General features: G+C 60.6%; 15 protein-coding genes. 12 read left to right on the top strand and 3 right to left on the bottom strand.

The genetic code is table 11. The features are described 5' to 3' along the window. The first annotated feature begins 75 nt into the window (after positions 1-75). The 6 genes from ACKF11_RS06655 to ACKF11_RS06680 all read left to right on the top strand — a co-directional run bounded on the left by ACKF11_RS06655 (position 76) and on the right by ACKF11_RS06680 (position 7,602). Positions 76-1,944, top strand: a complete 1,869-nt coding sequence (locus ACKF11_RS06655; protein WP_407996432.1) for a ribonuclease catalytic domain-containing protein — start codon at positions 76-78, stop codon at positions 1,942-1,944. Beyond that, entirely contained in the window at positions 1,944-2,747 is an 804-nt protein-coding gene (locus ACKF11_RS06660; RefSeq protein ID WP_407996433.1) for a polyamine aminopropyltransferase, read from the top strand. The genes ACKF11_RS06655 and ACKF11_RS06660 overlap by 1 nt, the downstream gene beginning before the upstream one ends. Before the next feature lie 18 nt (positions 2,748-2,765). Beyond that, positions 2,766-3,923, top strand: a complete 1,158-nt coding sequence (locus tag ACKF11_RS06665; protein WP_407996434.1) for a THUMP domain-containing class I SAM-dependent RNA methyltransferase — start codon at positions 2,766-2,768, stop codon at positions 3,921-3,923. Next, the gene (locus tag ACKF11_RS06670) at positions 3,916-4,293 is read left to right on the top strand and encodes a nucleotide pyrophosphohydrolase (RefSeq protein ID WP_407996435.1); all 378 of its coding nucleotides are present in this window, start codon (positions 3,916-3,918) and stop codon (positions 4,291-4,293) included. The genes ACKF11_RS06665 and ACKF11_RS06670 overlap by 8 nt, the downstream gene beginning before the upstream one ends. A gap of 118 nt (positions 4,294-4,411) precedes the next feature. Then, positions 4,412-7,018, top strand: coding sequence for an aminopeptidase N (pepN, locus tag ACKF11_RS06675; protein WP_407996789.1), 2,607 nt, complete (start codon positions 4,412-4,414; stop codon positions 7,016-7,018). Positions 7,019-7,197: 179 nt separating this feature from the next. Further along, positions 7,198-7,602: a group III truncated hemoglobin gene (locus tag ACKF11_RS06680; RefSeq protein WP_407996436.1), complete on the top strand. Its 405-nt coding sequence runs from the start codon at positions 7,198-7,200 to the stop codon at positions 7,600-7,602. 1 nt (position 7,603) lies between these two features. Here the strand turns inward: ACKF11_RS06680 and ACKF11_RS06685 are convergent, their stop codons facing one another. The 3 genes from ACKF11_RS06685 to ACKF11_RS06695 form a co-directional block, all read right to left on the bottom strand. Beyond that, a complete protein-coding gene (locus ACKF11_RS06685) occupies positions 7,604-8,365 on the bottom strand; it encodes a phytanoyl-CoA dioxygenase family protein (RefSeq protein WP_407996437.1) in 762 nt (253 codons plus the stop codon). A 48-nt stretch (positions 8,366-8,413) separates the two neighbouring features. Next, the gene (gene tpx / locus ACKF11_RS06690) at positions 8,414-8,914 is read right to left on the bottom strand and encodes a thiol peroxidase (RefSeq protein ID WP_407996438.1); all 501 of its coding nucleotides are present in this window, start codon (positions 8,912-8,914) and stop codon (positions 8,414-8,416) included. Positions 8,915-9,009: 95 nt separating this feature from the next. Beyond that, entirely contained in the window at positions 9,010-10,155 is a 1,146-nt protein-coding gene (locus ACKF11_RS06695) for an FIST signal transduction protein (RefSeq protein WP_407996439.1), read from the bottom strand. Positions 10,156-10,560: 405 nt separating this feature from the next. On the opposite strand from ACKF11_RS06695, the gene ACKF11_RS06700 reads away from it, so the two are divergent. The 6 genes from ACKF11_RS06700 (at position 10,561) to dnaE (ending at position 21,962) form a co-directional block, all read left to right on the top strand. Continuing rightward, entirely contained in the window at positions 10,561-10,941 is a 381-nt protein-coding gene (locus ACKF11_RS06700) for a response regulator (protein WP_309565027.1), read from the top strand. Positions 10,942-10,961: 20 nt separating this feature from the next. Then, positions 10,962-11,327, top strand: coding sequence for a response regulator (locus ACKF11_RS06705; protein ID WP_407996440.1), 366 nt, complete (start codon positions 10,962-10,964; stop codon positions 11,325-11,327). 1 nt (position 11,328) lies between these two features. Beyond that, positions 11,329-11,853, top strand: a complete 525-nt coding sequence (locus tag ACKF11_RS06710) for a chemotaxis protein CheW (RefSeq protein ID WP_407996441.1) — start codon at positions 11,329-11,331, stop codon at positions 11,851-11,853. Positions 11,854-11,872: 19 nt separating this feature from the next. After that, complete coding sequence (locus ACKF11_RS06715) at positions 11,873-13,498, top strand: methyl-accepting chemotaxis protein (RefSeq protein WP_407996442.1); 1,626 nt, start codon at positions 11,873-11,875, stop codon at positions 13,496-13,498. A 10-nt stretch (positions 13,499-13,508) separates the two neighbouring features. Next, on the top strand, positions 13,509-18,437 hold the full coding sequence (locus tag ACKF11_RS06720; RefSeq protein ID WP_407996443.1) for a FimL-related protein: 4,929 nt from the start codon (positions 13,509-13,511) through the stop codon (positions 18,435-18,437). A gap of 75 nt (positions 18,438-18,512) precedes the next feature. Continuing rightward, a complete protein-coding gene (gene dnaE / locus ACKF11_RS06725; protein WP_407996444.1) occupies positions 18,513-21,962 on the top strand; it encodes a DNA polymerase III subunit alpha in 3,450 nt (1,149 codons plus the stop codon). The last annotated feature ends 6 nt before the right edge of the window (positions 21,963-21,968 follow it).

Consider the following 21,968-nt stretch of genomic DNA (forward strand, 5'->3'; position numbering starts at 1 on the left):
CGGCGTTATGCATAGGCGCTAAATTACAGACAATTATCACGTGCCGTCAACAGGGCACGTCCAAAAAGCAGGATTATGAACGTATTTTTTGAAGAAGAGGGCAGTTTCAAGGTTGCCTCGGTCATGACGGAAAACCCCAGCTCTCTCCAAGTGGAGGCCATTTCCGGCAAGCGCTCCAAGATCAAGTCCGCCAACGTATTGCTGCGCTTCGAGGGCGCATTGTCGGGATTCATGGAAAACGCCAGCACGGAGGCCGAGGGCCTCGATGTCCCATTCCTTTGGGAATGCTGCGGAGAGCCCGAGTTCGGTTTCGAGGAGCTTGCCGAGGAGTATTACGGCGGCAAGCCGACCTCCATCCAGGCGGCTGCCGTCGCCATCCGGCTGCATAGCGCGCCCATGTATTTTTACCGCAAGGGCAAGGGACGCTACAAGGCCGCTCCCGAGGAAACCCTGCAGGCCGCGCTGGCCGGGCTGGAAAAGAAGCGCCTGCAAGCCGAGAAGGTGGCGCAGTATGTCGAGCAGCTCAAGGCGGGGCAGTTGCCGGCAGAGTTTGATGGCAAGGTGATCGACGCCTTGCTCTACCAACCCGACAAGAACAGCCTGGAATGGAAGGCGCTGGAGCAGGCGGCGGGAGAAACCAACCAGCATGTCGTGCGGGTGCTGGCGTCGTGCGGCGCGATTGCATCCGTGCATGACTACCACCTCGGCGCGTTCCTGCGGGAATACTTCGCCGAAGGGCAGGGTTTCCCCGACATGGATACTCCCGTATTGCCGGCGGATCTGCCGCGTGCTGAGGCCGAGGCATTCAGCATCGACGACAGTACGACCACCGAGATCGACGATGCCTTCACCCTGGTGTCGCTGGCCGACGGCGTGACCAGGGTGGGCATCCATATTGCCGCACCTGCGCTCGGCATCCTGCCGGGCAGCCAGCTGGACCAGGTTGTCATGCAGCGGCTTTCCACCGTCTATATGCCCGGCAACAAGATCACCATGCTGCCGGAAGACGTGGTGACGCCGTTCAGCTTGAACCAGGGCGAGTGGCGGCCGGCGCTTTCGCTTTACCTGGACGTGGCGCCCGACTTGAGCATCATAAAGCGGGAAAGCCGCGTCGAGCAGGTCAAAGTGGCCGAGAACCTGCGCCATGACACGCTGGAGCCTTTCTTCAACGAGAACACGCTGGAGCAGGATACGGGCCATCCCTATTGGCAGCGCCTGCTGTTCCTGTTCCGGCTGGCCGAGTCGCTGGAAAAGGCACGCGGCAAATACGATCCCACACGCCCGGTCCAGCTCGACTACAACTTCTACGTAGACGACGGCCGGGTGCGCATCGTCGGACGCCGCCGCGGCGCGCCGATCGACAAGCTGGTGGCTGAGCTGATGATCGAGGCAAACAGCCATTGGGGCGGCCTGCTGTCCGAGCACAATGTGCCGGGCATCTACCGGGCCCAGAACGGCGGCAAGGTCTACATGACGGTCAAGGCCGAGCCGCACCAGGGGCTGGGCGTGAACCAGTATAGCTGGAGCACTTCGCCATTGCGCCGCGCGGTGGACCTGGTCAACCAGCGCCAGATCGTTGCGGTGGTGCAGGGGCAGGAGCCTGTTTATCCGCCAGGTAGCGACGAGCTGGCGGTAGTGATGCGCAACTTCGACCTGACCTACAACGCCTATAACGAATTCCAGACGCGCATGGAGCGCTACTGGTGCCTGCAATACCTGTTGCAGGAAGATATCCATGAGATAGGCGCCGCTGTCTGGCGCGAGAGCCTGGTGCGCCTCGACGGTATGCCGCTGATCGCCAAGGTGCACGGCATGCCCGAGCTGGCGCCCGGCAGCCGCGTGATCATTGAAATCCAGAAGGTCGATACCTTGCTGATCGAGCTCGAAAGCCGCTTCAAGTCGGTGGAGCATGCCGAACCCGCGGCAGAAAGCGAGGCGGCCTGATGTTCAGGGTAGGGCGCAAGATCGCGCGCAGCATACACAAGGCCATTACCAGCGAAGACAGCGTCGATGTGAGCGAGCTCGACGGCGTGCGCTCCCTGCACCTGGGGTCGGACACCATTCAGAGCTCGATGCGCATCAAGGACCCGTACGCGCTGGAGCTGCGCTACTCGCGCGGCATGATGGTGTACCTGCTGTTCCAGAAGCAGCCGCGCGACCTAGTGGTGCTGGGTCTGGGCGGCGGCTCGATTCCCAAATACGTTTACCACCACATGCCGCAGGTGAAGACGCGGGTGGTGGAAATCAATCCGCGCATCATCGAGGTGGCGCGCAGCCACTTCTTCACCCCGGAAGACGACGAGCGTTTCGAGATCATCGAGGGCGATGCCGCCGCTTTCCTGCGCGACAACCCGGGCACGACTTCCATGCTCATGATGGATGCCTTCGGCAGCAACGGCTTGCCGCCCGACCTATGCTCGCAGGATTTCTTCGATTCCTGTTTCGAGGCGCTGACGCTGGACGGCATGTGCGCGATCAACCTCTGGGGCAGCGACAAGAATTACGACGTCTACTTGCAGCGTATCGAGACCAGCTTCCATGGCCGCATCCTGGTGATGCCTACAGGCAGGCCCGGCAATGTGGTCGTGTTCGGCTTCAAGCGGGCGCCGAACGACCTGCGCTGGAGCACGCTGCGCGTTCGCGCCAAGGCGCTCGAAGCAGAGCACAAGGTCGAGTTCCTTGAGTTCGTCGAGCGCTTGCGCGAGCACAACCCGAGTACCAGCAACCGCTTGTTGCTGGAATCCTAACAGCCTTCAGGATACCGCATGCATTATCAGTTTTTTGCCACTTGTCCACGCGGACTGGAATCCCTGCTCGAAGACGAGCTGAAAAGCCTCCATGCGCGGCAAATCAAGCCGACCGACGGGGGCGTGGGTTTTGCCGGGGACATGCTGCTCTGCTACCGCGCCAACCTCGAGAGCCGCATCGCCACGCGCATCCTGCTGCAAGTCGGCAAGGGGCGCTACAGCAACGAGGACGAGCTCTACCAGGGCGCATACAAGATAGACTGGGCGCAATGGTTCGATGTGGAGCAGGATTTCATGGTCAAGGTGACCGGCGTGAAATGCCCGCTCAAGAGCCTGGAATTCGCGACGCTGCGCATCAAGGACGCCATCTGCGACCGCTTCCGCGAGGAAGTCGGCAGCCGGCCCTCCATCGACACACGCGAACCGGACGTGCGTGTGCACGCCTACCTGGGCGCGGAGGAGTACCAGCTTTACGTGGATACTTCCGGCAATGCCTTATATCAGCGCGGCCTGCGCCGCGCCAGTATCGAGGCGCCGCTGCGCGAAAACCTGGCCGCAGGCATCCTCAAGCTTTCCGGCTGGCAGCCCGGCACGCCCTTGCTCGACCCGATGTGCGGCAGCGGTACTTTCCTGCTGGAGGCGGCAATGATTTCCCTGGATATCGCGCCCGGAAGCAACCGCAGCTTCGGTTTCGAGCGCTTGAAGAATTTCAATGCCGGCTCATGGCAATCCCTGCTCAAGCAGGCGAAGAACCGGGCCAAGCCCGTGGCGTTCCAGGGCATCTACGGCAGCGACGCGGACCTGCGCGCGGTGAGGGTGACTCGCAAGAACCTGGAGCAGGCCGGATTGCTGGAAGCGGTGCAAGTCGCGCATCGCGATTTCACCGAGGCGGCTCCTCCTGCGGCCGCGGGCATCCTGGTCGCCAACCCGCCGTACGGCGTACGGATCGGCGAGGATGAGGAACTGGCGGCGCTCTATCCCAAAATGGGCGAGGCGCTGAAAAAGAAGTTCGCCGGCTGGAACGCCTATTTCCTCACCAACGACATGCGCCTGCCCAAGCTGATGCGGTTATCGCCCACCAAGCGCACGCCCTTGTTCAACGGTCCGCTGGAATGCCGCGTGTTCGAAATCAAGATGGTGGCCGGCTCCAACCGCAAGGAGAAAAGCAATGACTGACGACAGCACCCGGCCGGATTCCCTGGAAAACCTGCGCGCGAGGATCAACCACTTTGTCGCCGAGCGCGAGTGGGACCAGTTCCATACGCCCAAGAACCTGGCCATGGCGATGATCGTGGAAGCGGCGGAAGTGGTGGAGCATTTCCAGTGGGACAGCCCGGCCGAAAGCGCCACGCTGACCGATGAACGCAAGACCGAGGTCGGCCACGAGCTCGCCGATACCTTCGTTTACCTGCTGCGTATTGCCGAGGTGTGCGGCATCGACCTGATTGCGGCAGCCAATGCCAAGATAGACCTCAACGCGAAGAAATATCCCGCCGACAAGGCGCGCGGCAGCAACGCCAAATACACCGCATACCAGGAGCAGTGACAGTCGGTGACGAATGCCTGTCCTTGCGTCATGGCGACGAACGACATGCCACGGACAGGATCTCTTGCTACTATTGAGTCCATCCAACCCCAAATCCAGCCAGGAAGAAACGCCATCCATGTTCCCAGATACCGAAGCCGCGCCAAAAACCATCTACCTCAAGGACTACAAGCCTGCGCCTTACCTCACCTCGCACATCGCGCTCAAGTTCGAATTGTTCGAGGACAAGACCATTGTCAGGTCGGAAGTCGCCTATGTGAAGAACCCGGCGGCGGCCTCGAACCGACTGGTATTGAACGGGCAAGATCAGATTGTCCGGGCCGTGGAGTTGGACGGGGCGCCGTTCGACGGCTATGTGCTGGATGGCGACAAGCTCGTCATCGAGGATGCGGCCGAGACATTCACGCTTGCAATCACGACCGAGATACACCCAGAAACCAATACCGCGCTCGAAGGGTTGTACAAGTCCCAAGGCACCTTCTGCACGCAGTGCGAGGCGGAAGGGTTCCGACGCATTACCTACTTCCAGGACAGGCCCGACGTCCTGAGCATCTTCTCGGTGCGCATCGAGGCGGATAAGGCGCATTACCCCGTGCTGTTGTCGAACGGCAACCTGGTGGCTGCGGGCGATCTGGAGCAAGGCCGCCATTTTACCGAATGGCACGACCCATTCCCCAAGCCTTGCTATTTATTCGCCCTGGTGGCCGGCGACCTCGTGCGTATCGCCGATAGCTTCCAGACCAGGTCCGGTCGCAATGTCGATCTGCATATTTACGTGCGCCAGGGGGATGAAGGGCAATGCGGCCATGCCATGGCATCGCTCAAGAAGGCCATGAAATGGGATGAGGACAAGTACGGGCGCGAATACGAGCTTGACCTGTTCAACATCGTGGCGGTCAGCGACTTCAACATGGGGGCGATGGAAAATACTTCGCTCAACATCTTCAATACCAAGCTGGTGCTGGCGCACCAGGAAACCGCGACCGATGCCGACTTCATCAGCGTCGAGGCGGTGATCGCGCACGAGTATTTCCATAACTGGACCGGCAACCGCGTGACTTGCCGTGATTGGTTCCAACTGTCATTGAAAGAAGGCCTGACCGTGTTCCGCGACCAGGAGTTCAGCGCGGACATGAACTCGCGCGCGGTTCAGCGCATCGACGACGTCGACCAATTGCGCAGGCTGCAGTTTCCCGAGGATGCGAGCCCGCTGGCGCATTCCGTGCAGCCCGACCAATTCATCGAGATCAGCAACTTCTACACCATGACCATCTATGAAAAAGGGTCGGAGCTGATCCGCATGCAGCATACCCTGCTTGGCGAGGAGAAGTACCGACAGGCCACCGATCTCTATTTCCAGCGCTACGATGGCCACGCGGTCACCATCAACGATTTCGTCCAGTGCATGGCGGACGCCTCAGGGCGCGATATGTCGCAGTTTTTCCGCTGGTACAAGCAGGCTGGCACGCCGAGCCTGCAGGCGAGCGGCCGTTACAACCCGGAAGCCGGGCAATATACGCTGACCCTCAAGCAATCCCAGCCGGACACGCCAGGACAGAGTGCCAAGCAGCCGTTGCTGATCCCGGTCGCGGTGGGGTTGCTCAATGAAGCGGGCGAGGAGACGCATGCCACGCGGATACTGGAAATGACCGAATCCGAGCAAAGCTTCACATTCGACAACGTGACGTCGCGTCCCGTGCCTTCCATCCTGCGCGGTTTTTCCGCGCCGGTGAAATTGTCCACCGACCTCAGCGACGACGACCTGCGCCTGTTGCAGCTCAAGGATACGGACGGTTTCAATAAATGGGAGGCCGGCCAGACCATTGCGTTGCGCACCATTCAGCGGGTCATGGCCGACAGTGAAGCGGATATCGCGCAATTCATCGCCGATTTCGGCGTCCTGCTGGAGCAAGGCTTGAGAGAGGACACAGACAAGGCCTTGTTGGCGCGCGCCTTGTCGCTGCCCTCCATCGCGGTCATCGCACAGGCGCAGGACGTGGTCGACCCAGCCGCGATCGACCAGGCGCGCAGCGCCATCCTCAATGCCATCAAGCGCGCGCATAAGGATACGCTGGCCTCGCTGTACGAGCATCACCGCGGCGCGGGAGAGTTCTCCATTTCGCCGGCGGCGATGGGCCGCCGCGCGCTGCGCAACGCCTTGCTGGATTTGCTGACCGTAACCAATGGCACCGGGTGCGCCGCGCGCGGCAAGGCGCATTATGATCAGGCCGACAATATGACAGACCGTGTGGCCGCCTTGTCCAGCCTGGCGGACAGCAACAAGCCGGAGCGCGATGAGGTGTTTGCGGATTTCTACGAGCGCTTCAAGGGCTACCAGCTCGTGGTGGACAAGTGGTTCTCCCTGCAGGCGATTGCCAACCGGGAAAGCGTTTTCGAGGACTTTGCCCGGCTGCGCCAGCATCCCGAATTCAATATCCGCAATCCGAACCGCGTCAGGGCGCTCTATTCGGCGTTTGCCGTGAACAACCCGGTGAAGTTCCACGACCCCAGCGGGCAGGGCTACGCCTTGCTCCGGGACGCGGTCATCGAATTGAACGCGATCAACCCGCAGATCGCCGCGCGCCAAGTAACGCCTTTCCGCGAATGGAAACGCTACACGCCTGTGCTGCAATCCCAGATGCAGGAAGCCCTGCGCGCCATCATGGACACTCCCAACCTCTCGAATGACGTATTCGAGGTGGTGAGCAAGTGCCTGCAGGCATAGGCATGCCCCCCGTAGAGGCTCACAAGACTTGATGGGCCTCTACGGGCTCTTAAACCCAGCACTTCAATCCAGCTTACTGATTTACGCAGTTTGCCTCGATTGTATTTTGATGGTCAATTGTTGTATGAAACAATTGATTTTAAAGCGGTTTTCTTAATCGAGCGACGAAGGAGAGGGCAATGGGCAGCGATCCGATCTGTACGGAAGATGAAATCAAGGCATTGGTGCATGCTTTCTATGCCGACATCCGCCAGGACGAGCGCTTGGGACCGATATTCAACGGGCATATCAACGACTGGGATGCGCACCTGGCGAAGCTGGGGGATTTCTGGTGTGCGATTTTGCTGGGAAGCCGGCGTTTTTCCGGGACGCCCATGTCCAAGCATATTGCCTTGCCGGACTTGAGCGCTGAGCTGTTCGAGCATTGGCTGGCCTTGTTCCGCCAAACGCTTGCCGCTCAACCCAACCGGGCCATGCAGGCGCAGGCCGAGCTCATGGCAGGCAAGATCGCCAACAGTTTGTGGATGGGCTACCAGATGCACCGCCAACCGGGAGATTTGCCGGCCGGCCTGGCAACGGACTGACTCAAAGCCCGCTAAAAGTGTCGCGGGCGTACAGTGCGCCCATTTCCAGCGCTTCCTGAAACCGCAACCTTGCGCCTGCGATGCCGAACTGCACGATGACGACATCCCGCTCCCTGTGGCTGCGGTTGGGCGTGCCGCCGTGCAGTAGGCGCGGGTGTATGGCCAGCACATCGCCTGCCTCGACATCCGGGTGGGCAATAGCGTCTTTATCCAGTGTGTTCTTGTCCATGCTGTCGTCCAGATGGCTGCCAGGAACGACTGCCGTTCCGCCGTTTTCCTGCGACATGCCTTGCAAGGGAATCAGCAGGCGCAAAAAGTTGTCATCCTCCGGACAGAAAAAGGTGTTTTCATTGTCGCGGTGCCAACTGATGACCGGGCCTGTTCCTGCAGGTTTGCGCGTCAGGTTGGCGTAGTGGAATACGACCTTGTCGACTTTTGTGTTCAGCAGGTTCGCCGCGATCGACCAAAGCGGCTCTTCCGACAGCAATGAAACAAAACGCCTGTCCAGCGCGAGCATATCGCCGATGATGAAGGGCTCATTGATCAGCTTGTTGCCGTCAATGCCGGGATTGCGTTCGGGTTTCGCCAGGGCGAATTCTCCCAGGCTGACACCGTTCTGTTGCGCCAAAGGCTCATTGGCGCGGTATTGCCTGATGATGGATGAGGCGGCGTCGCGTGCGCGTTGCAGCCAGGATGGCGAAAGCGCATGCCTGAAAACTTGGAACCCATGCGCGGGGTAACGGGCAGTGTTGCCAGGGTGCATGATGAAGGGGGAAATGCAGCCGCGGGCTGGCCACGGCTGCGTAAGTCGTTACAGTGCGGCTAGTGCGGCGTCGTAATTGGGTTCGTTGGCAATTTCGGATACCAGCTCGCTGTGCAGCACCTTGTTGTTTTCATCGAGCACCACCACTGCGCGCGCAGTCAGGCCCGCCAGGCTGCTGTCGGCGATTTGCACGCCGTAATCCTTGGAGAACTTGGCGGTATCGCGGAAGGTGGAGAGCGTGACGACATTTTCCAGGCCTTCGGCGCCGCAGAAGCGGCTTTGGGCAAACGGCAGGTCTGCCGAAATGCATAGCACCACGGTATTCTCGAGCCCGCTTGCCTGCTTGTTGAAGGTGCGGACCGAGGTGGCGCAGGTGGGGGTGTCGATGCTTGGGAAGATGTTCAATACCTTGCGCTTGCCGGAAAATTCGGCGAGGCCGACCAGGTTGCGTTTCGCATCAGCCAATTGGAAATCAGGAGCGGTTTCGCCTTTTTGCGGCAGGTTGCCGCCGATCTGTACCGGGTTGCCTTTGAGGGTGACGGTTGCCATAAATCAAGTCCTTTTCTATCTGGTTGAGTGGTGTCGGTTATTGACCAGCCATCGGTGCTGCTATTGTTGAAGCTTCGTTATTTAGAGCTCGGCTATCATAACGCTTCGCTCAAGTAGCCTATGGTCATGGTCTGGTTGTGCAATACATTGTCCGTGGTGTTGGGCCGCGGACAGAATTCCCCGTAAGAGTAGAAGCCGGTCAGCACGGTCTGGCTGCCCAGCGTTTGCTGCACCGCCTGGATTTCATCCGCGATCTGGTCGGCCATGACCAGTTTGCGCCCGACGCAGCTGACGCACAAGGCCAGGCCGGGCTGGCTGGTATCCAGGTTGCCTGTCACCAGCCTCGCAGCGCCGCCTGCACCTTCCACCAGCCGGTCGTGCGTGGTTTGGCAAAGGCGCACCGTTTCGCCTTCTTCCACATTGCCTGCGAAGGTAAGGCTGTTTTTTGCGGGGTCGATGGCAAGCAGGGTACGGACTTTTTCCACTTCGCGCTTGCCTTCCTCGATCACTGCGAAGGGGAAGCGCATGCCTGAGCCGGGCAAGGTCTTGGCATTCTGCTCGCCGATGTACATGCGGTAGAGCGGCAGTGCGGGTTTGCCGTCCATTTCGTACACCACATTTTTTTCCGAGCGAGTGATCTTGCGTGGCGGGCCGTAAGGCTTCCAACCGCCGAGCGCCCCGCTGGCGGTGATCAGCTTGTCGCCGTAGAGGCCGATGGCGATGACCATGCCTTCTTCAACGCTGTCGTTGAGCAGTTGCAGCGTCTTGGAAAACTCGGCATTGTCGCCCGCCATGCCTCCTATGATCGGGACGTCGCCCAGCACGCCCTGAAAACCCTGCAGCAATTCCGAGCCGTTGATGTGCAGGCCGTCGGAGAAAACCAGGACGGTGCGCAGGCTGTCCGATTTGAGTTGCTTGGCGAGGTTGATGGCCGTCTCGGCCGATGTCTGCATGTTGTTGGCGCGCGCGTAGGTGACGCGCTGCATGGTCTTGTCCCAGGCGATGGCCGTGATCTGCAGGCTGTCGTCGCTGACGCCATGCGGGCCGATTTCACCTGATGTGGTGCAGCCGACGATCTGGGCGGCAGGGTAGCGCTCCTTGAGCTGGGCCGGCAGCTTGCCATCGCTGAAACGCCTGACCGAGCCGAATACCAATACCAGATTGGCATTGGGTAATGGTGAAGACGATGGCAAATCCTTGATGCTCATCTTCGTCGTGAGGGCTTCCTGTCTGACTAGCATGATCTCCGTTCCCTATACGGCCGCTTATGGTTGGCGCGGCGCTTCTGGTTATTGTTGTTTTGTGCGACTATGCAGATGACGTTCCAAGTCATCGTGCCTGATAGGCAGGTTATTTAACCTTTTTGTTCGCGGATTGACAACCTGCTTTTTATGGCACCGGTATTGCACGGCGTCGAAGTCTGTAGATAGAATGGTGCGAAAACCGGGCGCTTTCTCATGAGCGCCGATTAAGGGCGGCTAACAAAATTCAATGCAGCGATCCTGGCTAGGCGTCTTGCCGAAAGCGTTACAAGACAGGGCGGACCCAGGGGAGTTTTGCTAGCCGCTCTAAGCCTGCTGCTCAATGCAGCCTGTCAATACAGGGGATAAAGGGTGGGGGAAACTGATCTATCTGGTGTGAAGGTGATGGTCATTGATGACAGTCATACCATACGCAGGAGCGCCGAAATTTTCCTGCGGCAATCGGGGTGCGAAGTGTTTCTGGCCGAGGACGGCTTCGATGCTTTGTCCAAGATCGCCAACCACTTGCCGGACGTGATTTTCGTCGACATCATGATGCCGCGCCTCGACGGCTATCAGACCTGCTCCCTGATCAAGCGCAACGCGCGCTTCAAGTCCATTCCCGTTATCATGCTGTCCAGCAAGGACGGCCTGTTCGACCGCGCACGCGGCCGCATGGCCGGTTCCGATCAATACCTGACCAAGCCTTTTACCCAGAATGCCCTGCTGGATGCCGTGCGCCAATACAGGCACAGTCCGGGCGAGCTGACCATGGAACAAGAGTGAATGCGACGGGACAAAAATAAATGACGATCAAGAAAATCCTCGTAGTGGACGACTCGGCGACCGACCGCCTGTATTTGAGCGAGCTTCTGCAAAAAGCCGGCTTTGAGGTGAGTACGGCAGAAGACGGCCAGGATTGCCTGGACAAGGTGAGCGCGGCCATGCCCGACCTGGTGCTGATGGACGTGGTCATGCCGCGCCTCAACGGTTTCCAGGCGACGCGGTCTTTATCCAAGAATCCCGCCACCGCGCATATCCCCGTCATCGTCTGCACCGGCAAGGAGCAGGCCACCGACCGCATGTGGGCCTTGCGGCAGGGCGCCAAGGACTGTGTCATCAAGCCTGTGGACGCGGACGAGCTTCTATCGAAGATCATGGAGATCGATTGAGGTGGCTAAATCCAGGCTCAATCTGCAGGCTTATCAGCAAAGCATCTTGGAGCGCCTCCAACATGTGACCGCCGACACAGGAAAGGACAGTTCCAGGCTGGGCATCCATGCCGGAGGGCAGCGCTACCTTGTTGCCTTGCGGGATATCAGCGAGGTGTTGCCGGTGCCGGAAATCCAGCCCGTGCCACTGGTGCAGCCTTGGTTTCTCGGCATGTCCAATATTCGCGGCAACCTCTATGCCGTCACCGATCTGGCAAGGTTTCTCGGGGTCAGCCATCAGCCATCAGTCATCACGGCCGAGAGCAGATTGCTGCTGGTACATGATGATTTCGACATCAATGCCGGCTTTCTCATCGACAGCCTGGCCGGGCTGCGCAACCTGGAGGATTTCAAGCCGCTGAACATGGTGGCGGATGTGCCATTCCATGTGGCGGCCCGGTACGAAGACGATCAGCATCATCAATGGGAGGTGCTGGATATAGCCCTCATTCTCGAAAAAAAAGAATTTCTGCAGGTAGCCGCCTGACGGAAAAGGGGAGATATTTATGGCAGCGAGTTTTGCAATATTCAAGAACCTATTCGGCAGGAAGAGGGCCGAGGACCCAGCCCTGCCGCAGGTAGGCAAGACCAGCAAGGCAATGCTGGGCGCCTTGCTATTGGCGCTGGTGCTTGCCTTGCTCGGTTTGCTGTTCAACCAGTTGCAGGTGGCCCGCAACAACCACTTCGCCGACATCGCCACCAGCCTGAAGGTGGCGGCGCAGCAAGTGGCGCGGGATGCCGCCTTGAGCGCGGGAGGGGATGCTACCGCCGGCGACCGTCTGCGCACCACGCTGGACCAGGCTTTTGCCCGCTTGGCGGATTTGCGCGAATTGCAGGAGGCTGCCTTGTTGCAAATCAGTGACGTGGCCGAGAACTTCACGCGGCTGGAGCAGGTTTGGAACGACCTGCGCGAGCAGGCTTTGTCCCCAGGGGAATTGGCCCAGCTGGCCTCGCAGAGCGACCTGGCCGTGCAGGCCACACACCAAACCTGGCAAGCCTACCTTGATCAAGGCAAGGCAGGATGGTGGCTGGCCTTGTCAGTTGTCGCTGGCCTGCTGGCACTGGCCTTGCTCGTGCGCATCGGTTATCAGCAGGTTGTGGGCGCGCGCGGCCGGTTTGAGGAAATCGAACAGACCAACCTCAATAACCAGGAAGCGATCCTCAACTTGCTGGATGAGATGGGCGACCTGGCGGATGGCGACCTGACGGTGAAGGCCGAAGTGGCGGAAAACATCACAGGCGCGATTGCCGACTCCATCAACTACACCATAGACAGCCTGCGCGACCTAGTGACCGAGATCAACCGCGCGACCGAGCAAGTGAACCAGGCGACCGCCCAGGCGCAGGAAACCTCGGCCGCGCTCCTCAACGCGGCCGAGCTGCAGTCGCAGCAGATCACGGAAACAGGCGAGGCGGTCAACCACATGACCCAGTCCATCATGCAGGTTTCAAGCAATGCGGAGGAGGCTTCGGACGTGGCCCGGCGTTCGCTCGACGCGACCAACCAGGGGACGAGGGCCGTGCAGAACACGATCGCCGGCATGAACGAAATCCGTACCCAGATCCAGGAGACTTCCAAACGTATCAAGCGCCTGGGCGAGAGTTCGCAGGAAATTAGCGAAATCGTCGACCTCATTTCCGACATTACCGAGCAAACCAATATCCTGGCCCTGAATGCCGCCATACAGGCGGCCTCCGCTGGCGAGGCAGGCCGCGGTTTCACCGTGGTGGCGGAAGAAGTGCAGCGCCTTGCCGAGCGCTCTTCCGAGGCGACCAAGCAGATCAGCGCGATCGTGAAGACGATCCAGACCGATACCAACGGCGCAGTGGCGGCGATGGAGAAAAGCACGGAGGGCGTGGTGGAAGGCGCCCGTCTGTCCGATGCTGCGGGCAAGGCCCTGGGCGAGATCGAGAATGTGACCAATAATCTCGCGCGCCTGATTGAGGAAATCTCCAACGCAACCGAGGCGCAAACCAAGGCGGCTGCTACCGTGAGCTTGAATATGCAGCAGATTCAAAGCATTACGTCCCAAACTTCGGAAGGCACGAGGAAAACGGCCAATTCCATCGGCCAGCTCACCAGCCTGGCGGAGGAGTTACGGGCCTCGGTGGCTGGCTTCAAGCTCAACTAGGACATAATTGGTGGAAGATTTCGATATCGGCCCGCTGAGCTGGGTCAAGGGTGAAATAGACCAGGCCCTGGAACAGGTGTTGGCGCAACTGGCCGCGCTCGGGGCCAACCCCGCCGATCTGTCGCCATTGCGTTTTGCCAAGACGCATCTTTATCAGGTCAATGGCGCTTTCGACATGGTGGGCCTGGAAGGATGCAAGCGCTATTGCAACGAAATCGAAACCATCGTTTCCAAGCTGGACAAGTCGGAGCTCAGCCTGGAGCCTGAGTATCTGGACACGCTGCGCTACGCCATCCTGCATTTGCAGCAATACCTGCAGGAGCTCATGAATGGAGAGCCGGACCAGCCCTTGCGTTTGACGCCGCTCTTGCAAAAACTGGCGGCTCTGCATGGCGAAGCCCTTGAGGATTCGGAGCTGTTCTTCCCGGATACCAGCCTGCGCCTTCCCAAGGACATCCCCACCCAAGCGCTTGATCCGCAAGACTTGCTGGCTGCCCTCAAGGAACAACGCGCCCAATTCCAGAAATCCTTGCTTTCCTGGCTGAAAGGCGATGCAGAGGCGCTACAGGACATGACCGCCGCGCTGGAGCGCGTGCAGCTTGTGCAGTCCCAGACAGTACAGAAAACCTTGTGGTGGGTGGCGACTGCATTCACCGAGACCCTGGCCGAGGAAACCCATCGCCAGGATGCCGGCGTCAAGCGGCTGTGCCGCCGTCTTGACCAGGAGTTGCGCTCTGCCGGCGAGGGCGTGAACCGCCCGGCCAGCCTCTTGTTGCGGGACCTTTTATATTTCCTCGCCATCAGCAAGCTCGCTACCGAACGTATTGTCCAAGTGAAAGCGTTGTTCGAGCTGGACGGGTTGATCCCCGCCGAGGCGACTTTCGTGCCCGACCTCGAAGAGCAGCAATATATCAGGCAATGCCAGGTGGCCCTGGATGCGCTCAAGGAATTGTGGGCGCGCGCGCATGAAGGCGAAGCCGTCTTCAATGAGTTCATGACCCGCTTTGCGGGCATCCTCAATACCTATCCGGCGTTATCGAATGAACCGGTGAAGCAGTTGTTCGCTGCAGTACATGACCAGGTGTTGGCCTTGCAGCAAGGCCATCATCCCCAGCAGGATATTGCCCTGGTCGAAGTCGCCTCTGCCTTGACCTTGTTGTCGGATGCTCTGCAGCATTACGGCCGGCAAGGCGAGCAGGCTGAGCTTGAAATGAAAAAGCAACTGCAGCGCTTGCAAACCCTATTGCATGGCGAACTGCCTGCCTTGGCGCCTGCGCCTGTGGTGCAGCAGGCGGCGCAGCATGCATTGGCGCGCGAGACGGCGGCGGCATTGCAAGAGGTGGAGCAACTGCTGGATGCCTATTTCCGCCAGCCGGGCGATGCCGCCCCGTTGTCTCAGGCAAGCACGCCTTTGCAGCAAGTCTCCAACGCCCTGGACATACTGGAAATGCCCGAAGTGAAGGCTCTGGCACAGGTCGCCCAGGAGGTGATCGCCGGGTTGCAGCAGGGGAGAATAGCTACAGGGCAGGAGGTGTTTGAATCGCTGGCGGACAGCCTGAGCCTGGTCGGGATGACGGTCGAGCAATATCCTCATGCCGTGGGCGGGGCGTTTGCGCTCGAGGATGCGCTGGCAAGGTTGAAGGCAGTGCAGAATGCAGAACCGGGGACGCAGCCTGCCGAGGCGGCGGAAATCCCAGAGACTCATACCGCAACGCCTGAATTGCCTGGCGACGAGCTGCTGGATGTCTACCTGACCGAGGCCGAGGATGTGCTGGCGAATGTCGCGCAGCATTTGCAGGCATTGCGCGTCAATGCAACCAATCACCAAGCCTTGGTCGAGGTGCGCAGGGGCTTCCATACCCTGAAGGGCAGCGGCCGGACAGTCGGCTTGGCCGATCTCGGCAATGTGGCTGCCATCGTCGAGACCTTGCTCAACCGCGTGATCGAACGCAAGCTCACGCCAACCAGCGCAATGATTGCCTTTATTGAGGATGCGACGGCTGCTTTCGCCGGCTGGGTCGCGTCATTGCGCGACAAGGCGCATCAGGCGGTCGAGGCTGCGCTTTGGCAAGCGCGTGCGGACGAGCTGGAATCCAGTCTGTCTGGATTGGCGGCCAAGGAGCAAGCGGAGGAAGTGCTGATCGGCGGCACGCGCAAGATCAGCCGCGCCTTGTTCGAAGTGTTCCTGCAAGAGGCAGGACAGCACCTGGAACAATTGCAGGACTGGCTGCAGGTCGTGTTGCATCGCAGCGAGCCCGTGCTCACGCCGGACAAGGAAACCTGCAGGGCCGCCCATACCCTGGCCAGCAACGCCGGTTCCACCGGGTTCAACGCATTGTCAGACCTGGCGCGTGCGCTGGAGCATTGGCTGGACGCGCACCAGGGCAACTGGACGGAGCAAACCGCGGCTTTGTTGCAGAATGCGGTCTCTACCTTGGAGAAAATGCTGGGCAAGGCCCGCGAGCGCAAACAGTCGCGCGCTGCCACGGCCTTGTTGCGCGCACTCAAGAAAGCGGCGGCGGAGGCGGCGATACCGGTGATTGATGCCTCTACCGGCAGCAATGTCGTGCCATTGGCCCCGCGCCTGGCCAAGACCGAGGATGCCGTGGCCAGCCTGCTGGAAGCCGAGGCCAAGGTGAGCGGCCTGATGGAGCAGTCCCAGACGCAGGAGCCCTCTACGGAAACCGAAGAGGCCGCACCTGCTGAATCCGTTCGCGACCAAGATACCTCCGAAGCTCCGACTGCCGACCTTCCTGCCTCACAACAGGCGGTGGACCAAGAGCTGTTTGCCTTGTTCGTCGAGGAGGCCAGCGACCTCATGCCCATGATCGGCAGCGAACTGCGCGCCTGGCATGCGGCCCCGTATGAGGCTGAGCATCCGGACATGCTGCAACGTGCCTTGCATACCCTCAAGGGCAGCGCGCGCATGGCAGGGCAAGGCAGCCTGGGCGACGCGGTGCATGGCATGGAAGACCTTGTCATGCGCGCCTTGAAGCAGGTGCCGCAGGCCGAGGATTTCGCCGAGATGTTTGCAGGGCTGGACCATATCGGCGCCTTGCTGGAAGAGGTACTGGGCGGGCAGACCACGCTGGCCACGGGCCGCCAGTCGGCGATCCAGCGCGCTGGGCGGGAACGCCGCGTTCAATACCTGCGGCTGCGCGCCGAGGCGCTGGACCGGCTGATCAACGAGGCGGGAGAAGTCAGCATCGCGCGCTCGCGCCTGGAGCGCGAAATGCAGGCGTTCAAGCAGTCCTCGCTCGACCTGACCGAAAGCGTGCAGCGTCTTCGCAGCTACTTGCGCGAACTGGAAATCGAGGCGGAAAGCCAGTTGCAGTCGCGCATGACATTGCTGCAGGAGTCGAACGAAACATTCGATCCGCTGGAATTCGACCGCTTTACGCGCTTGCAGGAGCTGACGCGCATGATGGCGGAAAGCGTCAACGACGTTTCCACCATCCAGCAGGGCCTGTTGCGCAACCTCGATGAGACCGAGGCTGCGTTGCAGCAGCAGGGGCGCATGAGCCGCGACCTGCAATATGGCCTCATGAACGTGCGCCGGGTGCCGTTCTCGCTGGTGACGGAGCGGCTGCACCGCATCGTGCGCCAGACGGCGCGCGAGCTCGATAAGCGGGTCGAGCTCGCGCTCGACGGCGCTGACACCGAGATCGACCGCAGCGTGCTGGACCGCATGGGCGCGGCGGTGGAGCATATCCTGCGCAATGCGGTGGCGCACGGCATAGAGTCGCCCGACGTGCGGCGCAAGCATGGCAAGCCCGCGGCGGGCATTATCACGCTCAAGGTGCGCCAGGAAAACGATGAAATCATGCTCACGGTCAGCGATGACGGCGCAGGCGTCGACCTGGGGCGGGTGCGGGAACGGGCATTGGCGCAGCACCTGCTGCAACGCGACCAGGAGGTGAGCGACCAGGCTTTGCTGGCATTGATTTTCGAGCCGGGCTTCACCACGGCGCGCACCGTGTCGCAGATATCGGGCCGGGGAGTGGGGTTGGACGCCGTGCGCAGCGACATCACGGCGTTGGGCGGTCGTATCGACGTCAACAGCACCCAGGGCACGGGAACCATATTCAGCATCTTCCTGCCCGTGACCCTTTCCGTGTCGCAGGCGGTCTTGGTCAGGTACGGCAATCGCCAGTTCGCATTGCCGGCGGTGATGGTGGAGCAGGTGGTGAAGCTGAAGCCGGACGTACTGACGGCGACGTACGCGGATGGCAAGTTGAGCTGGGCCGGCCATGATTACCCGATCTACTTCCTCGGCAGGTTGTGCGGCGATGCCCAGGCAACGGCGGAAAGCCAGCGCTATACGCCGGTCATGCTGCTGCGTAGCGGCCAGTACCGTGTGGCACTGCATGTGGACGATATTGTCGGCAACCAGGAAGTGGTGATGAAGCAGATCGGCCCGCAACTTGCCCGCGTGCCCGGCTTGATTGGGGCCACCGTGCTGGGCGATGGCGGTATCGTGCTGATCGTCAACCCATTGCAGCTTGCCAACCGCGAGGCCTTGTCGGCAGGCAGCCTCAACATCGCCGTGACAGTGGACACCCCGTTGGCGTCAAGCAAGCCGGTGGCATTGCTGGTGGACGACTCCCTCACCATGCGCAAGGTGCTGGGGCGCTTCCTCGAGCGCGAGGGGTACGAGGTCGTCACGGCCAAGGACGGCATGGAAGCCATCCAGGCCATGCAGCAGTCCTTGCCGGCCGTGATCCTTACCGACATCGAGATGCCGCGCATGGATGGTTTCGAGCTTGCCCGCAATGTGCGCGACGACGAACGCACGCGCCATATCCCGCTGGTGATCGTGAGCTCGCGCATGGCGGAAAAGCACCGGGCCCTGGCAAAAAGCCTGGGCGTGGATGCTTTCTTCGGCAAGCCGGTACAGGAAGACGAGCTGGCTGCCGCGTTGCGCCAGTTGCTGGCCTGATATTGGTCCGGCCGGGAGGCCCAGATGCAATCTCCTGATAGCAAGGCCGCCTGAATCAGGTAAAATCAGGGCAGTATGTCGAATCCCTCATTCATCCATCTGCGTTGCCATAGCGAGTATTCCGTGGTCGATGGCACCGTGCGCATTGGCGATTACGTCAAGCAGGCGGTGGCTGACCAGATGCCCGCATTGGCCTTGACCGACCTCAGCAGCCTGTTCGGTGCGGTCAAATTCTATAAATCCGCCCGCGGCAAAGGCGTCAAGCCGCTGATCGGCGCCGATATCTGGCTGGAGAATGATTCCAAGCGCGATCAGCCCCACCGAGCGCTGTTGCTGTGCCAGACGCATGCAGGCTACCTGCGCCTGTGCGAACTGCTAAGCCGAGCCTTTCTGCAAAACCAGTATCGCGGCCGCGCCGAGGTCAAGCGCGAATGGCTGCACGAAAACGGCACCGAGGGCCTGATCCTGTTGTCCGGCGCCATGGGCGGCGACATAGGGCAGGCACTGCTGCAGGGCAACTACGCCCAGGCCCAGGCGCTTGCCGGGCAATGGGCGGCGCTGTTCCCGCAGCGGTTCTATATCGAGCTGCAGCGGGCAGGCCATGCCCAGCAGGAAACCTATATCGCCAGTGCGCTCGCGATCGCCAGCGAATTGGAGTTGCCGGTGGTGGCGACCCATCCCGTACAATTCATGACGCCGGACGACTTCAAGGCGCACGAAGCGCGCGTCTGCATTGCCGAAGGCTATGTGCTTGCGGATAACCGCCGCCCCAAGCTGTTTACCCCTGAGCAGTATTTCAAGTCCCAGGCGCAGATGGCGGAATTGTTCTCCGACATCCCCGAGGCGCTTGCCAACAGCGTCGAGATCGCCAAGCGTTGCAACCTGACCCTGACGCTGGGCAAGAATTACCTGCCTCAATTCCCGACACCCAATGGCGAGAGCCTGGATGAGTACCTGGTCGCCCAGGCCAAGGCCGGCCTGGAGGAGCGGCTCAAGGTGCTGTATCCCGATGAGGCTAGGCGTGAAGCAAAGCGCCCGGAATATGAGGCGCGCCTCGAATTCGAGACCAACATCATCATCCAGATGGGTTTCCCGGGTTATTTCCTCATCGTGGCGGACTTCATCAACTGGGCCAAGAACAACGGCGTTCCGGTCGGGCCGGGCCGGGGTTCCGGCGCCGGATCGCTGGTCGCCTATAGCCTGGGGATTACCGATCTCGACCCGATGCGCTACGCATTGCTGTTCGAGCGCTTCCTCAACCCCGAACGGGTTTCCATGCCCGACTTCGACATCGACTTCTGCCAGGAAGGCCGCGACCGCGTCATCGATTACGTCAAGCGCAAGTACGGCCTGGACTCGGTCTCCCAAATCGCCACCTTCGGGACCATGGCCGCCAAGGCCGTGATCCGGGACGTAGGCCGGGTGCTGGATCTGCCGTTCAACTTCGTCGATAGCGTGGCCAAGCTGATCCCGAACGAGCTGGGCATCAGCCTCAGCGACGCGTTAGAGAAGGAACCGCAGCTCAAGGAGCGCCGAGAGCAGGAGGAAGAGGTTGCCGAGCTGCTCGAACTTGCGCTGAGGCTGGAGGGCCTGACCCGCAATATCGGCATGCACGCGGGCGGCGTATTGATTTCCCCGGGCAAGATTTCCGATTTTTCTCCGATCTATTGCCAGGCAGGCGGCGAGAGCGTAGTCAGCCAGTACGACAAGGACGATGTCGAGGCCGTGGGCCTGGTCAAGTTCGACTTCCTGGGCCTGCGTACGCTCACCATTCTGGACATGGCGCTGGAAAGCGCCAACCAGCAGCGTGCGGAAAAGGGCCTGGAGCCGTTGCATTTCGAGACGCTGCCCATAGACGACAAGGCCAGCTACCAGCTGCTCAAGGCTGCCAATACCACGGCCGTGTTCCAGCTGGAATCGCGCGGCATGAAGGATATGCTGAAGCAGGCCAAGCCGGACGTATTCGAGGACATCATCGCGCTGGTGGCGCTGTACCGTCCCGGTCCGATGGACCTGATCCCTGATTTCTGCCGCCGCAAGCATGGCTTGCAGCGCGTGGAATACCCGCACCCGGCGACCGAATCTATCCTGAAAGAAACCTACGGCATCATGGTGTATCAGGAGCAGGTGATGCAGATCGCCCAGGTGGTGGCGGGCTACAGCCTGGGCGGCGCCGACCTGCTGCGCCGCGCCATGGGCAAGAAAAAGCCCGAGGAAATGGCGCAGCAGCGCAGCATCTTCATCGAAGGGGCGGTCAAGAACGGCACGCCCGAGAAGCAGGCCGGCGAACTGTTCGACCTGATGGAGAAGTTCGCGAGCTACGGCTTCAACAAGTCGCACGCCGCAGCCTATGCACTGGTGGCCTACCATACGGCCTATCTCAAGGCGCATTATCCCGCGGCTTTCCTGGCTGCGACCATGTCGGCGGACATGAACAATACGGACAACGTCCACCTCTTCTATGACGATTGCATCGTCAATGGGCTGGAGGTGCTGCCTCCGGACATCAATGCCAGCGAATACCGCTTCAAGCCGATCAATGCCAAGCAGATCATTTACGGCCTGGGTGCGATCAAGGGCACCGGCTGGGCCGCGATCGAGCTGATCCTCGCCGCCCGCAAGGAAGGTGGCGACTTCAAGGACCTGTTCGATTTCTGCAGTCGCCTGGACTTGCGCAAGGTCAACCGCCGCGTGATCGAGTCGCTGATCCGCGCCGGGGCGTTCGACAAGCTCGAACCCAACCGGGCGGCATTGCTGGCTGGCGTCAGCCTGGCGATCAGCGCCGCGGAGCAGAGCGGGGCGGCCAGCGGACAGGACAGCCTGTTCGGCTCGGTGATCGATAGCGCCGTGCATGTACTGCCCGAAACGCCGCCATGGTCGGAAAAGCAACGCCTGCAGGAAGAAAAGGCCGCGCTGGGTTTTTATTTCAGCGGCCACCCTTATGCGGATTACCAGAAGGAAGTCGCGACCTTCGTGCGCAACAACCTCGCCAGCCTCAAGCCCAGCGACCAGCCGCAGCTGCTGGCCGGCATCGTGATGGGCGTGCGCGTGCGCATGACAGGCCGCGGCAAGATGGCGATCGTCACGCTGGACGACATGGCGGGACGCGTGGACATTGTCGTGAGCGGGGAGCTGCTCAACGAGAATGCGGCCTTGCTCAAGGAAGACCAACTGCTGGTGGTGGAAGGGCGGGTCAGCCATGACGACTTCTCAGGCGGCTTGCGCGTCAATGCGCGCCGCCTGACAGATATTGCTGGCGCGCGCAATGCCTATGCCAACCTGCTCAAGCTGAGCTGCAATGGCCAGTCCGACGCAGACAAGCTCAAGACATTGCTCGCCCCTTATTGCAAGGCCGGCGCTCCTGAAGCCGGGCGTGGCTGCGCCGTGAAGGTGGCCTACCATAACAAGGATGCGCAAGTGGAGCTCATGCTTGGCGATAACTGGCGTGTGGAACTGCAGGATGAATTATTGTATGGGCTGAAGGGTTGGCTCAGCGATGAAAACGTGAAAATACTTTATAATTGACGCCCT

The sequence above is a fragment of the Methylobacillus draconifructus genome (assembly GCF_045984385.1).
GTDB lineage: Bacteria > Pseudomonadota > Gammaproteobacteria > Burkholderiales > Methylophilaceae > Methylobacillus > Methylobacillus flagellatus_A.